Genomic DNA, 14389 nt, shown 5'->3' with positions numbered 1-14389 from the left:
CGTCTCCACCGTTTCACGACCTGCGATCCCTGTTCCGGGAGGCCTCCGCGCACCCGTTCAGGCTCAGGTTTCCAGATGGTCGAGGCATTGTAATGTTATTACAATGCTTATAGGACGAAGGGGCCGGCGCGCGCCGTGTACGGACCGCTTCCCCCATGCTTCTCTCGATCCATCGCGCCCGCTCCGGCGGGCCGGCTCCCCTCTGCGGCGTTCTCCTCGCGCTCCTCGCCAGTCCGACCGCCGCCCAGGAGGCCGTCACCCTGGATGAACTCTCCGTGGCCGGCGCGGGCGGAGACCCGAACCGCGCTGCGCCGAACGGCCTCAATCTGCGCACCCCCGACCGGACCGCGAGTCGCCTCGGTCTGACGCCGCTGGAGACGCCGGCCAGCCTCGACATCGTGTCGGGCGAGACCGCGCGGCTGCGCGGCCAGGATACGATCGCCGAGGCCGTGACCCAGGACGCCACCGGCATCACCACGATCGCGGCACCCGGCAACGGCAACGGCGCCTTCACGTCCCGGGGCTTCGCCGGCCCGAACTCGATCCAGCAGCTCTACGACGGCACGCGCTTCTACGTCGGCGCCAACACGGTGACCTTCCCGTTCGACACGTGGAACGTCGAGCGGATCGAAGTGCTCCGCGGCCCGTCTTCGGTGCTCTACGGCGACGGCGCCATCGGCGGCGTGATCAACGTGGTGCCGAAGAAGCCGGTCTTCGTGCCGATCAACGCCGCCCGCGCCGTTGTCGGCACGGATGGCGTCGCGCGCCTTGCGTTCGATTCGGGCGGTGGAATCGGTCAAGCGGAGTTCGGCGACACCTTCGCGTATCGCCTCAACGTCAGCGGCAATCGCGCCGACGGCTGGATCCGGCCGGAGGGCGATTTCCGCAACCTCGCGGTCTCAGCCGCCCTGCTGTTCCGGCCGAGCGCCGATCTGGCGTTCAGCCTGAGCCACGATCTCGGCTACCAGGAGCCCGCCCGCTACTGGGGCACGCCGCTCGTCGAGGGACGGATCCCGGATCTCATCCGGTTCAACAACTACAACGTCCGGGACGCGAAGATCACCTGGGCCGACAACTGGACCCAGCTCAAGACCGAATGGTCGCCCTCGGCCGACATCACGATCCGCAACACCGCCTACCGGCTCACCAGCCGGCGCCACTGGCTCGACGTCGAGCAATATTCCTACAACCGCGGCACCGGGCTGGTGGACCGGGGCGATTATCTGGAAATCTACCACAGCCAGGAACAGGTCGGGGATCGGCTCGACGCGACGTTCCGTGGCAGCCTGTTCGGCTTGCCCAACCAGTTCGTGGCCGGGTTCGACGTGAACCACATCGACTTCCGGCACACCAACAACTTCTACTTCGACCAGACCACCAGCGTGCCGCTCGTCGGCTACGATCCGGGCCTCTTCCCGCAGAACGGGCGAGCCCGTCCGGCCTACGCCACGCAGACGAGCCAAGCCTCGGTCTTCGCGGAGGACCGTCTGATCCTGTCGGACAAGCTCTCGTTCCTCACCGGCGTGCGCCTCGACGTGCCGACGCTGAATCGGGAGGACCTGCAGACGGGATCGCGGTTCGAGAAGACCTACCGGGCGCTGGGCTACCGGTTCGGCCTCGTCTACAACCCGACGCCGGACAGCGCGCTCTACGCCCAGTACAGCTTCGCCACCGACCCGGTGAACAGCCTGATCACGCTGAACCAGTCGCTGGCGGGCTTCAAGCTCGCCACAGGCGATCAGGTCGAGATCGGCGCCAAGGGTCTTGCGTTCGACGGTGCCGTGGAATGGACCATCGCGGGCTACCGGATCGTCAAGGACAACCTGATCTCGGCAATCCCCGGCCAGCCGACGCTGTCCACGCAGGTGGGGAGCCAGTCCTCGCAGGGATTCGAGCTGGCCTTGGGCTGGCGCTTCGCTCCGGGCTGGCGGCTGGACGGCAACCTCGCGCTGCTGCACGCGCAGTACGACCGGTTCGACCAGACGGTGAACGGCGCCACAGTCTCGTATGCCGGCAATCAGCCCATCGACGTGCCCGAGCGCATGGCCAACCTCTGGCTGACCTGGGACGTCTACCGCGACTGGACCGCGCGGGTCGGGCTCCAGAACGTGGGGCAGGTCTACAGCGACTTCGGCAACACGGCGCGGCGCCCGGCCTACAACCTCGTCAACGTGGTCCTCGACCATCAGGTCACGGCGGAGTCGCGCCTGTCGCTGCGGGTCTACAACCTGTTCGACAAGGTCTACGCGATCAGCGGCAATGCCGTGAACGGGGTCGGGACCAACTGGCTGCTCGGGCGGCCGCGCTCGGTCGAGGTCGCCTACACGGTGACGTGGTGAGCCTGCCGCGGCGGCTCGGCAAGGCGGGGCGGCGCTGGCTGCTGCTGTTCCACCGCTGGGCCGGGATCGCCGCGGGGCTGTTCTTCGCCCTTTGGATCGGCTCCGGACTGGTGATGCTCTACGTGCCGTTCCCGGCGCTCACCGGGGCCGAGCGCCTGGACCGACTGGCACCGATCGCCTGGGAGCGCGTCGCGGTGGCGCCCGACGACGCGCTGCGGGCCGGCGGTCTTGCCGGCGTGCCGGCGGCCTTCGCCCTGGAGATGCGCGGTGCGGAACCGGTCTACCGGATCGCCGACCGCGAGGGGCGCCGGGCCACGGTCTCGGCGCGGACCGGGGAGCGGCTCGGCCCGCTGAGGCCCGAGGATGCGTTGCGTCTCGCGGCCGAGGGGATTCCGGGCGCACATGTCGATCCGGTCGAGCGGGACCAGTGGACCGTCACGGCCCGGTACGACCCGCTCCGGCCATTCCTGAAGGTCGTCCTCGACGATGCGGCCGGGACCGAGCTCTACGTGTCTCAGGTCACCGGCGAGGTCGCCCTCGACACGACCCGCTTCGAGCGCGGCTGGAACTGGGCCGGCGCCGTGGCGCACTGGATCTACCTGACGCCGCTGCGCGCCCGGGCCGATCTGTGGCGGACGGTCCTGCTGTGGCTGTCCGGCTTCGCCGCCCTCGGGGCGCTGAGCGGCCTCGCGATCGGGATCTGGCGCCTGCGCCTCCGCCGCCGCTACGCGGGCAGGGCCGTCACGCCCTATCGCGGTCTCGCCCGCTGGCACCACCTGTTCGGCCTCGCGGGCGGAATCGGACTCAGCACCTTCATCCTCAGCGGCTGGATTTCGATGAACCCGAACCGCTGGTTCTCGTCGAACGCTGCGCCCGCCGAGATCCGCGCCGCCTATGCCGGACAGCCCGCCCCCCTCGGCCTCGACGCCGGAGCCCTGCGGGGCTTCGCAGAGGCCGGAACCCGCGCGCTGCGCTTCGCCGCTATCGGCGGGTCTTGGTGGATCGTCGCCGACACACCGGCGGGAGCCCGGAGCCGCAGGGCGGATGACGGCACGCTCCTCGATGCCGCCGTGATCGCGCGGGCCGCCGGTCCGGCCCTGCCCGGCGGATTACGGACGGCAGAGACCCTGACCGCCTACGACCTGTACTGGTATCCGCACGGGATCGACCCACGGCCGCTTCCGGTGCTGCGCCTGCGCTTCGCTGATCCGGACGCCACGTGGCTCCACGTCGATCCCCGGGACGGGACCATCCTCCAGCGCCTGGATCGCTCCGGCCGCATCAACCGCTGGCTGTTCGACGCCGCGCACCGCCTCGATCTGCCGGGGCTCAGCGGCAACCGCTCGCTCCACGATGCCGCCCAATGGGTCCTGAACCTCCTGGCGGCGGGGATCGCGGTCACCGGTCTGGTCGCGGGCTGGCGCCGCCTGCGCCGCGTTCTGTCGGCCTAGGGGGCCGGCCGAGGCTCCCGGTGCCCGACGCGGCCGAGCACGCCCGCTTGGTCGTCACGCCGAAAGCGCAGTGACCCGGTGCCCGCCGACAGCGCGACGTCCGGCGCAGCCCTGAATGGCTTCGCCGCGCGCGCAAGGACGGCGCCGCGGCGGCCGCAGCGTTCAGAACCGCGCCGTCAGGAACAGCCGCACGTTCCGCCCCGGCAGCAGGATCTCGTCCTTCTTGAACGAGGTCGAGTTGCGGATGTCGTCGTTCAGGAGGTTGCGGCCCTGGACGCCGAGGGTGATCGCGCTCGCCCCGTAGACCGCGGGATCGACCGCCTTGGTGTAGCTCAGCTCGGCCCGCAGGTCGTCGTAGCCGGGCGTGGGCGTCTCGTAGACCGCCGTGGCGTCGTGGCTGAAGGCGTGGATGAGGTTCACCCGCGCGAACCATCCGTCGGCCCGCAGGTAGACGCCGCCGCCGAGCCGGTAGGGTGGGATGCGCGGCACGTTGGTGCCGTTGTCGAACTGAGCGCGGACGAAATCGAACTGCCCCTCGATGCCGGCGAAGCCGTTGCCCACCGGCAGGAGGTCGTACTGGCCGATGATCTCGGCGCCGTAGAAGGTCGCGTTCTGCTGCTGATAGACGATCTGCCGGTTGTCGGTGCCGACACCGCAGGAGGCGAAGTCGTCGTCGCAGGTCAGCCCCGTGTAGTTGCGGTAGATGAAGCCGGTATAGCGCGTGAAGTAGCCGGTGGCGTCGAGGCGGAAGGGTCCCTCGGCCCGCCGGATGCTGGCCTCGACGGTCCGGGCGCGCTCCTTCTTGAGGTTCGGGTTGCCGATCTCGAAGGTAGCGGTGGCGTCGTGGGGCCCCTGCGAGAACAGCTCGTAGCCGGTGGGTCCGCGCTCGACATAGGAGCCGGTGAGGCTCGCCACGAAGCCGTAGGGCAGATCCTGCAGGGCGCCGATACTGGCGCTCTTCGGCGCGAAGCGGCGGGTCCGGGCGTACTGGAACGGCTCCTGCCCGTCGACCGGCACGTAATCGCTGGGGAACTGCGCGGCCGTACTCGACAGCCGATCGACCTCGTAGCGCCCGGCCGCCTGCAGACGCGTGCCCGGACGCAGCTCCAGCTCTTCGAACAGGTAGACCGCGTTGGCACGGGACTCGGTCTTGGGCAGGAACGATTCGAGCTGCGTGTTGATCACACGCCGGTCCGACTGGAAGCCGAGCGCGCCGGTGAGCTTGCCGAGATCCGTGAAGACCGGGACGTGCTGGAGTTCCAGGCGCCCTTCGGCCTCCCGGTTCTTGAAGATCGCCTGGACGCCCTCGATCCCGTCCTCGCCGATGCCGACCTCGTTGTGGCGGTAGACCGAGTAGCCCGCCCAGTAGCGGATCACCTCGAACGGACCGTCGAGGGGCCGGTACTCGCCCCGCGACAGGACGCGGTCCTGGTTTGGGGTCAGCCGGGTCCGGTCCTGCTCCGCCACGCCGCCGGGGATCGCATAGATGGCGTCGTAGTGGCTGAAGGAGATGCCGACGAAACCGCGGTCGCCGATCGCCGAGATGCCGACCGCGCCGCCCTGCGACTCGTTGTAGGAATTGCGCTGGATCCCGCCGGGGATCGCGTAGCTGTCGTTGGCCGTCTTGAAGCCGTCGGCGTGGACCGCGATGCCATCGCCGCCGGCATCCACCGTGGCGGCCCCGAGCCGACCGTTGTCCACGCTGGAGAAGCCGGTGGTCACCTGCCCCTGCACCCCGTTCGCCGGAATGAAGGTCGGCACCCGGTTGTTGTCCGCCGAGACCACGCCGCCGATGGCGCCGGAGCCGTAGCGCAAGGTCGCGGGGCCGCGGATCACCTCGATCCGGTCGGCCACCAGCGGATTCACCGGCACGGCGTGGTCCTCGCCGAGGTCGGACACGCCGCCGTTGACGATGCCGTTCTCCTGGATGCGCACCCGGGCGTTGTCGAGACCGCGGATGATCGGCCGTGAGGCCGCGCCCGGGGCGTAGGACGTGCCGGAGATGCCCGGCCTGTCGAACAGGGCGTCGCCCAAGGTCCGGGGCTGATCGCGCGCGATCTGCTCCTGGGTGACCACGGTGACGGGGGAGAAGGTGTTGGTCGCCACCGGCAGCACGCCGATCGGGACCGCCGCGTCGGCGATCGGCGTGGTGCGCGGTGCCTGGATCGGGCTCGGACTGGTGACGCTGATCTCGTCGAGGGTGACGGCCTGCTGGGCCCGGGCAACGGAGGGAGCCAGCATGCCGGTGCAGACGGTCGAGGACAGCATTGTGCCGGCAAGGAAGCGGAGGCAACGCGGGCGGGACATGGAGACTCACATAGTGTTATACTGTTTCAATGTCGCGGACCTCGGGTCCGGTGCAAGGTATAATCCCGCGCCATCCCGACACGCTTCAGAAACGTTACATCGTTGCAACAGCTTCGCCGGGTCCCGCCGCTGCGGCGCGTTTCACAGCCTTGACTTTGAAATGTTATAACATTTTGATTGCGACATGACACAGCCCGATTGCCGCCTGCCCGTCACCGTCCTGTCCGGCTTTCTCGGAGCCGGCAAAACGACGCTGCTCAATCATGTTCTGAACAACCGCGACGGCCGCCGGGTGGCGGTGATCGTGAACGACATGAGCGAGGTCAACATCGATGCCGACCTCGTTCGCGCGGGCGGAGCCGACCTGTCCCGGACGGACGAGACCCTCGTCGAGATGACCAACGGCTGCATCTGCTGCACCCTGCGCGACGATCTGCTCGCCGAGGTCCGCCGCCTGTCGGAGACCGGGCGGTTCGATTACCTGCTGATCGAGGGCACCGGCATCGCCGAACCGCTGCCGATCGCGTCGACCTTCTCGTTCCGGGACGAGGCGGGCCGCTCCCTGTCGGATCTGGCCCGGCTCGACACGATGGTGACCGTGGTCGACGCGGTGAACCTGCTGAAGGATTACGGCTCGACCGCGTTCCTGCGTGAGCGCGGCGAGACCGCGGGCGCCGAGGATACGCGCACGCTCGTGGACCTGCTCGTGGAGCAGATCGAGTTCGCCGACGTGGTGGTGATCAACAAGGCGCACGACGTCTCACCCGAGCATCTCGCGCTGGTCCGCTCGGTGGTGCGCGGCCTGAACGCCGACGCCCGCATCCTCGAGACCGATCACGGACGTGCGCCGCTCGCGGAAATCCTCGACACCGGCCTGTTCGACGAGGAGAAGGCGCAGCAACACCCGCTCTGGTTCAAGGAACTCTACAGCGCCCACGCGCACGTACCGGAGACCGAGGAGTACGGCATCGCCTCCTTCGTCTACCGGGCCCGGCGCCCCTTCGACCCCGAGCGCTTCAACGCCTTCGTCAACGCCACCTGGCCGGGCCTGATCCGGGCGAAGGGCCATTTCTGGCTGGCGACGCGACCGGATTGGGTCGGCGAGTTCTCCCTGGCGGGGGCCGTGGCCAGGGTCTCCGCGATGGGGTTCTGGTGGTCGGCGGTGCCGCGGCGGCGCTGGCCGGAGGCGCCCGAGTTCCGGGAGCGCCTGCATACGGTCTGGAGCGAGGTCTGGGGCGACCGCCGCCAGGAACTGGTCTTCATCGGATCCGGGATGGACCGCGCCGCGCTCGTCGCCGCGCTCGATGCCTGCCTCGTGGACACCGGCCCGGATCGCGCACCTTTCGATCCCGCGCCCTACCGCGAACTGCCGGATCCGTTCCCGGCTTGGCGCCGGGCCGCGGCCTGAGCCCCGCCGGTCAGGCCGGCAGGCCCTCCGTCTCGTCCTCGGCCTCGATCTCGGCATCGGCCTCCGTCACCTGACCGGAGGCACCGGCTGCCTCGGCGAGGCCGCGGGCGGCCTTGCGCAGGAGCTTGCGCAGGCGTCGGCGGTCGGTCTTGTCGAGGTGGTCGAGCAACTCGGCCTCGACCTCTTCCTGGATCCGCTCGATCGCCTCGGCCTTGGCCATGCCGGCTTCCGTGAGCTGAACCCGGACCACGCGGCCATCGCCCGACTCGGCCCGGCGCTCGACGATGCCGAGGGCCGCGAGCCGCGTCACGGTCTTGGACGCGGTGGGCGGCCGCACCCGCAGCAGCGCCGCGAGATCACCCATGGTCATGGTGCCGGCCGCGGCCAGCGCCTGCACCACCTGCTCCTGGCCGGCGAAAAGCCCCAGCTTGGCCAGCCGGTCGCCGGTGCGGGCGCGGTGCAGGCGCGCCGCCTGCACCAGCGCCCAACCGACGCTGCGGACGCCGGGCGGCCGCATCTTCTTGGACGTGTGGCCGAGCACGGCCGCAGCTTCGTCCTGATGATCGCGCTTCTGCTTGTCGCCCACCGGAGCGCCCGAATTAATGCCGGCGGCCGCCAGACGATCCTGAAACTGCACCGTCCACCCCCGTCACGCGGCCGATCCAGTCCGTGTGGCGCTGGCCGGTGACGGTGCGATGACGGGGCCGACGTGAAGGTCGGATCAGCAGTGCATGAGGCGCTGAAGACGGTCCAAGATATCCTCGCCGGTGCAGGGCCGGGCGATGAACTCGGCATGCTCGGGCATGCGGGCCGGATCCGGGGCCGCGCGCCCGGAGACGATCAGGATCGGCAGTTGCGGCCGCGCCTCGGCCACGGAACTCGCCAGATCGAACCCGTCGGTCTTTCCCGACAGCTGCACGTCCGTGACCAGGCCGCAGATGTCCGGGCGCGCCTGCAGGATGCTCAGCGCGCGCTCGGCCGAGGCGCACTGAACGGTGTCGTAGCCGCCTTCCTCCAGCACGTCCCCGAGGTCCATGATCGTCAGCGCCTCGTCCTCGACGAGGAGAATTACCGGCCGATCGCCGCTCGAACCCGTCTGCTCGCTCGCCACTGTGTACTCCCTTTGGCAGCGTCCGGCCGCGCGGGCCGCCGCACGCGTCTCCAGCCGTAGGCCCAACGGCAGAAACGGTCACGGGTTGCAGGCGCCCGCGGAGACGGATCACGGGAATGTGGAACGCCCGGTCGTCATGCCGATCCCGGCGCCAGCTCGGTCACCACCGCGGCGACCGCCTCGATCAGCAGGTCGAGATCCGCTGCATCGATCGTGAGGGCGGGGGTCAGATAGACGATGTCGCCGAACGGCCGGACCCAGACGCCGCGGGCGAGCAATCGCGCCTTGAGGACGGTCAAGTCGGGCGCACGGGCGAACTGCACCGCTCCGATAGCACCGAGTACCCGGACATCCGCCACGCCGCGCACCCGCCGCAGGGGTTCCAGCCCCTCGGCGAGACGGGCCGCGATGGCGCGGGCCTGGATCAGCCGTGGCTCCGCCTCGAACAGATCGAGGCTGGCATTGGCCGCTGCGCAGGCCAGGGGATTGGCCATGAAGGTCGGGCCGTGCATCAGCGCGGCCGCGGGGTCTTCGGACCAGAACGCCGCGAACACCTCCGTGCGGGCGACCGTGGCGGCGAGCGCCATCGTGCCGCCCGTAAGGGCCTTCGACAGGCAGACGATGTCGGGCACGATTCCCGACTGCTCGCAGGCGAACAGGCTGCCGGTGCGCCCGAAGCCGGTGAAGATCTCGTCGGCGATGAGCGGCAGTCCGTGCCGGCGCGCCAGCCCGGCGATCGCCGCGAGCACCTCAGGCCGGTGCATCCGCATCCCGCCCGCACCCTGGACCAGCGGCTCGACGATCACCGCCGCCAGGGTGTCGCGATGAGACGCGAGGGCCGCGTCGAGCGCCGCGGTCTCGGCCGCGCTTCGCGGCAGGTCGCAGAAGATCTGGCTCGGCAGGTAGGCACCGAAGCGGCGATGCATGCCCTCCTCGGGGTCGCAGACCGACATCGCCCCCATCGTGTCGCCGTGATAGCCGCCCCGGAACGCCAGGACCTTCGTCCGGCCGCCCACCCCGCGGTTGATCCACATCTGCGCCGCCATCTTGAGCGCGACCTCCACGGCGACCGAGCCCGAATCGCTGAGGAAGACGTGGTCGAGATCGCCCGGCAGCAGGGCGGCGAGCCGGCGCGCCAGCGTTTCCGCCGGCGCATGGGTGAGGCCGCCGAACATCACGTGGGGCATGCGCGCGAGCTGGTCGGCGACAGCGCCCGCTATGTGCGGGTGATTGTAGCCGTGCACCGCGGTCCACCAGGAGGCGATGCCATCCACGAGTTCGCGGCCGTCGGCGAGGCGGATGCGGGTGCCATGCGTCGCGACCGCCTCCAGCGGCGGCGGGGCGAGGCGCATCTGCGTGTAGGGCCGCCAGAGATGGCCTGCGGGCGTTTCGAGGGTCATGCGTCCGGCATGGAAGCCCCTCGGACGGGGGTCAAGAGTCCGGCACCCGCCGCTTGACTTTGCCGCCGCGGCATCGCCCATCCCCATCCCCATGGACAGCCTCGACGCCTTCGCCACCGGGAAACTCGAAGCCCTCGAGGCCGGTCGCCTGCGCCGCACGCTGGTGCCGACGGAGCGCGGCTCCGGCGCCGCGGCGGCACGACGGGGCCGGACGCTCGTCTCCTTTTCCTGCAACGATTACCTCGGCCTCTCGCATCACCCGCGGGTGATCGCCGCGGCTCAGGCGGCCGTCGCGAGCCACGGCGCGGGGTCGGGCGGGTCGCGGCTCGTGACCGGCGACCATCCGTATCTCGGCGCGCTGGAGGACGGCCTCGCGCGCCACAAGGGCACGGAGGCCGCCCTGGTCTTCGGCAGCGGCTACCTCGCCAATCTCGGCATCACCCCGGCGCTAGCCGGGCGGGGCGACCTCGTCCTGCTGGACGCGCTGTCCCATGCCTGCATGTGGGCCGGCGCGCGGCTGTCGGGCGCGCGGGTCCTGACGTTCCGCCACAACGATCCCGGCGACCTCGCGGCCCAGCTCGCGGAGCACCGCCCCCATTACGGGCGCGCCCTGGTGCTCACCGAGCGGGTCTTCAGCATGGATGGCGACCGGGCGCCGCTCGGCGACATCCTGGGCATCGCGGAGACCTTCGACGCCTGGACGCTGGTGGACGACGCCCACGGCATCGGCGTGGTCGAGGACGGGCCGCGGGCGCCGCTGGAAATGGGCACCCTGTCGAAGGCGCTCGGCTCGTATGGCGGCTATCTCTGCGCCTCGCGCCCGGTCATCGACCTGATGACGAGCCGCGCCCGCAGCTTCGTCTACACCACCGGCCTGCCTCCGGCCTCGGCCGCCGCCGCCCTGGAGGCGCTGACGATCCTGGAGGCGGAACCCGACCGGCGTGCCCGACCGCTGACCCTCGCCCGGCGCTTCACCGCCCGTCTGGGCCTGCCGGAGGCCGAGAGCGCCGTCGTGCCGGTCCTGGTCGGCGAGGCGCAGGCGGCGCTCGACATCTCGGCCGCGCTGGAGGCCTCGGGATTCCTGGTGGTGGCGATCCGCCCGCCGACCGTGCCGGCCGGGACCGCGCGGCTGCGGGTGGCCTTCTCGGCCGCCCACGACGAGGCCCAGGTCGACGCCCTCGCGGAAGCGGTGGCGGTCCTCACCGGGCGCGCCTGAGAACCGCTTCCCGTCCGCGTGGCGCGCACCTATACCGGGCGCCTGACGGAGCCGGAACGCTCCGGCCGGCCCGCCGCCGAGAAGCGGGTCAGATCCGGAATCGAGAGGACGACGCCATGGACGCCACCACGCTGCGAGCCCTCCAGGCTCCGATCAAGGACAAGTACCGCACCGCACCGGACGTGGCGGTCATCACCCTGAAGGCCAGGGGCACGCTGGACGACACCAAGATCGCCTGCAAGGTCGAGACGGGCCGCGCCATCGCGGAAGCCGGGCTCCATCCGGCGACGGGCGGCTCGGGGGCGGAGCTGTGCTCGGGCGACATGCTGCTGGAGGCGCTGGTCGCCTGCGCGGGGGTGACGCTCAAGGCGGTGGCCACGGCCCTGGAGATCCCGCTGCGCGCCGGCACGGTCAGCGCCGAGGGCGACCTCGATTTCCGCGGCACCCTCGGGGTCGACAAGGAGGCGCCGGTGGGCTTCCGCAGCATCCGCCTGTTCTTCGAACTCGATACCGACGCGCCGGAGGACAAGCTGGCGCAGCTCCTGAAGCTGACCGAGCGCTACTGCGTGGTGTTCCAGACCCTGAACCACAAGCCCGAGCTGTCCGTGGCCACGACCACGGTCTGACGGAGGGAGCATGGCGGGCGGCATCACCCAGACCGAATACTGGAACGGCGAGGTCGGCACGCGCTGGGCGCGCAATCAGGCCGTCCTCGACGCGATGTTCCTCCCGCTGACGGAGGCGCTGTTCGCCCGCACGCCCCTCGCTCCCGGCGACACGGTGCTCGATATCGGCTGTGGTGCGGGGGCCACGACCCTGGAGGCCGCCCGTCGGGTCGGGCCCGGCGGCACCGTCACGGGGGCCGACATCTCGGCGCCGCTGCTCGCCGTGGCGCGGGACCGCGCCGCCGCGGAGGTTGCACGCACCGCCCCGATCCGGTTCGTGGAGGCGGATGTCGGGACGGCCGATCTCGGTCCTTTCGACGGGATCCTGTCGCGCTTCGGCGTGATGTTCTTCCCGGATTCCGCCGGCGCTTTCGCCAACATTCGCCGGATGCTCAAGCCGGGCGGCCGGCTGACCTTCCTGTGCTGGCGGACCTTGCCCGAGAATCACTGGGTGAGCGTGCCGCGCGAGGCGGTGCTGCCGCTCCTGCCGGAGCCCCCGCCTCCGCCGCAGCCCGACACGCCAGGGCCCTTCCGCTTCGCCGACCCCGACCCGCTGGTCGCGCTCCTGCGCGCCGCCGGGTTCGCCGGCGTGACCTGCGACGCGCTCGACCGGGACATCGTCGTCGGTCAGGGCGAGACCGACACGGCGGCGACCGCGGCGGCCACCCACGTCTCCCTGAACCTCGGTCCCAGCTCCCACCTCGTCCGCGAGGCCGCACCGGATCTCCGGGCGCGGGCCGAGGCGGCCGTGGCGGCGGCCCTCGCGCGGCACGCGGCGGGTGGCGCCGTGCGCCTGCGCGCCGCCTGCTGGCTCGTTCAGGCGGGCTGAGCCGGCATCCCGCGCCGCCGGGCGGGCGGCGCGTTCTCTCAGAGTCCCAGGGCGCCGCCGTCCGAGCGCGGGTCGTGGGTCGCCTCGATCCGACCGTTCCGGGGATGGCGGACCAGCATGCCCGCGTGCCCGAGCGAGTCGATGTAGGGTCCGCCCAGTTCCTCGATCTCGTGGCCGAGTCGGCCGAGGGCCGCGATGCAGGCCGGATCGAACCGGTCCTCCACCTTCACGCTGAGCGAGGGCGCCCCCCAGGTGCGCCCGTAGAGCAGGCGCGGCGCGTCGACGGCATCGGCCACCGACATCCCGTAATCGGCGTAGCGGGTGAAGATCTGGGCCTGGAATTGCGGCTGCCCGTCGCCGCCCATGCTGCCGTAGCTCATCACACGGCCGTCATCGAAGGCGGCGAGCGCCGGGATCAGCGTGTGGAAGGGGCGCCGCCCCGGCTCCAGGGGATTCACGGCCTTCGGGTCGAGGGAGAACGACATGCCCCGGTTCTGCCAGCAGATGCCGGTGGCGGGCAGCACCGTGCCGGAGCCGTACTCCCAGTAGACCGACTGGATGTAGGAGACGGCAAGCCCGTCCTTGTCGATCGCGCCCATCCAGACCGTGTCGCCGTGACCCGGATCGGGCAGGGGCACCCGGGCTGCGCGACCCATGTCGATCAGCGCGGCCTCGCGGGCCAGCCGTTCCGGGGTCAGGAAGGCAGCGGGGTCGTGCCGCAGGCGGGTGAAATCGGTGACCACCCGGTCACGGATCGCGAAGGCCCGCTTCGTCGCCTCGATCAGCCCGTGATAATGGGCCGTGCGTTCGGGCTCAGCGACGTTCAGCCGGTCGAAGATCCCGAGGATCAGCAGGGCGGCGAGCCCCTGGGTCGGCGGCGGGAAGTTGTAGAGCGTCGCGTCGCGGCGCCGGATCGACAGGGGCGCCCGCTCCACCGCCGCGAAGGCCTCCAGATCCGCCCGGGTGACCGGCGCACCGAGGCGCTCCAGGTCGGCGGCGATCTCCCGGCCGATATCGCCGCGATAGAAGTCGCCGAGCCCCGCATGAGCGAGCTGCTCCAGGGTATCGGCGAGGCGGGGCAGCGCGCGGGTCTCTCCGGCGGGATAGGGCTTGCCGTCCTTCAAGAAGGTGGCCGCAAAGTTTGGCGCGTCGTGGAGCGTGTCGAGTTCCTGGGGCACGTAGCGTGCCTCCGAGGGCGAGACCGCCACGCCGGCTCGGGCCTGACCGATCGCGTCGGCGAAGAGCGTCTCCAGGGGCAGGCGGCCGCCGAGCGCCCGCGCCAGCTCCAGGGCGAGGCGCCAGCCGCCCACCGCGCCCGCCACCGTGACCATGGCGTCGGGTCCCCGCGCGGGGATCGCGTCGTAGCCCTTCTCGCGGTAGCGGGGGATCGTGGCGAGACGCCCGGCCGGGCCGCAGGCCTCGATGCCCCGCACCCGGCCGCCCCGCTCGCGCACCAGCCAGAACCCGTCGCCGCCGATGCCGTTCATGTGCGGATAGACCACCGCGATGGAGGCGGCCATCGCCACCATCGCCTCGATGGCGTTGCCCCCCTGGGCGAGGACGGTCTGGCCGGCCTGGGCGGCGAGGCTGTGGGGTGCGGCGACGGCGGCGGACGTGAAGACGGGGGTCTCGGGCATCGACGGTCCTGTGGTGTACCGGCCGC

General features: G+C 71.0%; 11 protein-coding genes. 6 read left to right on the top strand and 5 right to left on the bottom strand.

The features are described 5' to 3' along the window. The first annotated feature begins 155 nt into the window (after positions 1-155). Together ABC766_RS04795 and ABC766_RS04790 are read left to right on the top strand one after the other, a co-directional pair. Positions 156-2339, top strand: a complete 2184-nt coding sequence (locus ABC766_RS04795; protein ID WP_345821323.1) for a TonB-dependent siderophore receptor — start codon at positions 156-158, stop codon at positions 2337-2339. After that, positions 2333-3790 carry a PepSY-associated TM helix domain-containing protein gene (locus ABC766_RS04790; protein ID WP_345821320.1) on the top strand — a complete coding sequence of 486 codons (1458 nt, stop codon included), beginning with the start codon at positions 2333-2335 and terminating at the stop codon, positions 3788-3790. The genes ABC766_RS04795 and ABC766_RS04790 overlap by 7 nt, the downstream gene beginning before the upstream one ends. A 162-nt stretch (positions 3791-3952) precedes the next feature. Here ABC766_RS04790 and ABC766_RS04785 read toward each other — a convergent pair whose 3' ends face one another. After that, positions 3953-6031 (bottom strand): TonB-dependent receptor, encoded by a 2079-nt coding sequence (locus ABC766_RS04785; protein ID WP_427902316.1) that lies wholly within the window; start codon positions 6029-6031, stop codon positions 3953-3955. Positions 6032-6281: 250 nt separating this feature from the next. On the opposite strand from ABC766_RS04785, the gene ABC766_RS04780 reads away from it, so the two are divergent. Next, complete coding sequence (locus ABC766_RS04780; protein ID WP_345821318.1) at positions 6282-7505, top strand: GTP-binding protein; 1224 nt, start codon at positions 6282-6284, stop codon at positions 7503-7505. A 10-nt stretch (positions 7506-7515) separates the two neighbouring features. Here ABC766_RS04780 and ABC766_RS04775 read toward each other — a convergent pair whose 3' ends face one another. From ABC766_RS04775 to ABC766_RS04765, 3 genes are all read right to left on the bottom strand, one after another. Continuing rightward, a complete protein-coding gene (locus ABC766_RS04775) occupies positions 7516-8142 on the bottom strand; it encodes a MarR family winged helix-turn-helix transcriptional regulator (protein ID WP_427902288.1) in 627 nt (208 codons plus the stop codon). Between the two features lie 84 nt (positions 8143-8226). Then, positions 8227-8616 (bottom strand): response regulator, encoded by a 390-nt coding sequence (locus tag ABC766_RS04770; RefSeq protein WP_020093672.1) that lies wholly within the window; start codon positions 8614-8616, stop codon positions 8227-8229. 134 nt (positions 8617-8750) lie between these two features. Further along, entirely contained in the window at positions 8751-10016 is a 1266-nt protein-coding gene (locus ABC766_RS04765; protein ID WP_345821314.1) for an adenosylmethionine--8-amino-7-oxononanoate transaminase, read from the bottom strand. 91 nt (positions 10017-10107) lie between these two features. Here ABC766_RS04765 and ABC766_RS04760 point away from each other — a divergent pair, with 91 nt between their 5' ends. From ABC766_RS04760 to ABC766_RS04750, 3 genes are all read left to right on the top strand, one after another. Continuing rightward, on the top strand, positions 10108-11232 hold the full coding sequence (locus tag ABC766_RS04760) for an aminotransferase class I/II-fold pyridoxal phosphate-dependent enzyme (RefSeq protein ID WP_287090516.1): 1125 nt from the start codon (positions 10108-10110) through the stop codon (positions 11230-11232). Between the two features lie 116 nt (positions 11233-11348). Then, positions 11349-11858: an OsmC family protein gene (locus tag ABC766_RS04755; protein ID WP_345821312.1), complete on the top strand. Its 510-nt coding sequence runs from the start codon at positions 11349-11351 to the stop codon at positions 11856-11858. A 10-nt stretch (positions 11859-11868) separates the two neighbouring features. Beyond that, positions 11869-12726 (top strand): class I SAM-dependent methyltransferase, encoded by an 858-nt coding sequence (locus ABC766_RS04750; protein WP_345821311.1) that lies wholly within the window; start codon positions 11869-11871, stop codon positions 12724-12726. A 38-nt stretch (positions 12727-12764) separates the two neighbouring features. Here the strand turns inward: ABC766_RS04750 and ABC766_RS04745 are convergent, their stop codons facing one another. Next, positions 12765-14363 carry a gamma-glutamyltransferase family protein gene (locus ABC766_RS04745; protein WP_345821310.1) on the bottom strand — a complete coding sequence of 533 codons (1599 nt, stop codon included), beginning with the start codon at positions 14361-14363 and terminating at the stop codon, positions 12765-12767. Positions 14364-14389 lie beyond the last annotated feature (26 nt).

It is taken from the genome of Methylobacterium fujisawaense, from assembly GCF_039619325.1.
GTDB classification, from domain to species: Bacteria; Pseudomonadota; Alphaproteobacteria; order Rhizobiales; family Beijerinckiaceae; genus Methylobacterium; species Methylobacterium fujisawaense.
The sequence above is the reverse complement of the archived record's forward strand: the minus strand, read 5'-3'. Positions and strand labels throughout refer to the sequence as shown.

Excerpts from the sequence above, each read along its gene's own strand:
- ABC766_RS04795 (WP_345821323.1), top strand. The coding sequence starts at position 156 with ATGCTTCTCTCGATCCATCGCGCCCGCTCCGGCGGGCCGGCTCCCCTC.
- ABC766_RS04785 (WP_427902316.1), bottom strand. The coding sequence starts at position 6,031 with ATGCTGGCTCCCTCCGTTGCCCGGGCCCAGCAGGCCGTCACCCTCGAC.
- ABC766_RS04780 (WP_345821318.1), top strand. The coding sequence starts at position 6,282 with ATGACACAGCCCGATTGCCGCCTGCCCGTCACCGTCCTGTCCGGCTTT.
- ABC766_RS04765 (WP_345821314.1), bottom strand. The coding sequence starts at position 10,016 with ATGACCCTCGAAACGCCCGCAGGCCATCTCTGGCGGCCCTACACGCAG.
- ABC766_RS04760 (WP_287090516.1), top strand. The coding sequence starts at position 10,108 with ATGGACAGCCTCGACGCCTTCGCCACCGGGAAACTCGAAGCCCTCGAG.
- ABC766_RS04755 (WP_345821312.1), top strand. The coding sequence starts at position 11,349 with ATGGACGCCACCACGCTGCGAGCCCTCCAGGCTCCGATCAAGGACAAG.
- ABC766_RS04750 (WP_345821311.1), top strand. The coding sequence starts at position 11,869 with ATGGCGGGCGGCATCACCCAGACCGAATACTGGAACGGCGAGGTCGGC.
- ABC766_RS04745 (WP_345821310.1), bottom strand. The coding sequence starts at position 14,363 with ATGCCCGAGACCCCCGTCTTCACGTCCGCCGCCGTCGCCGCACCCCAC.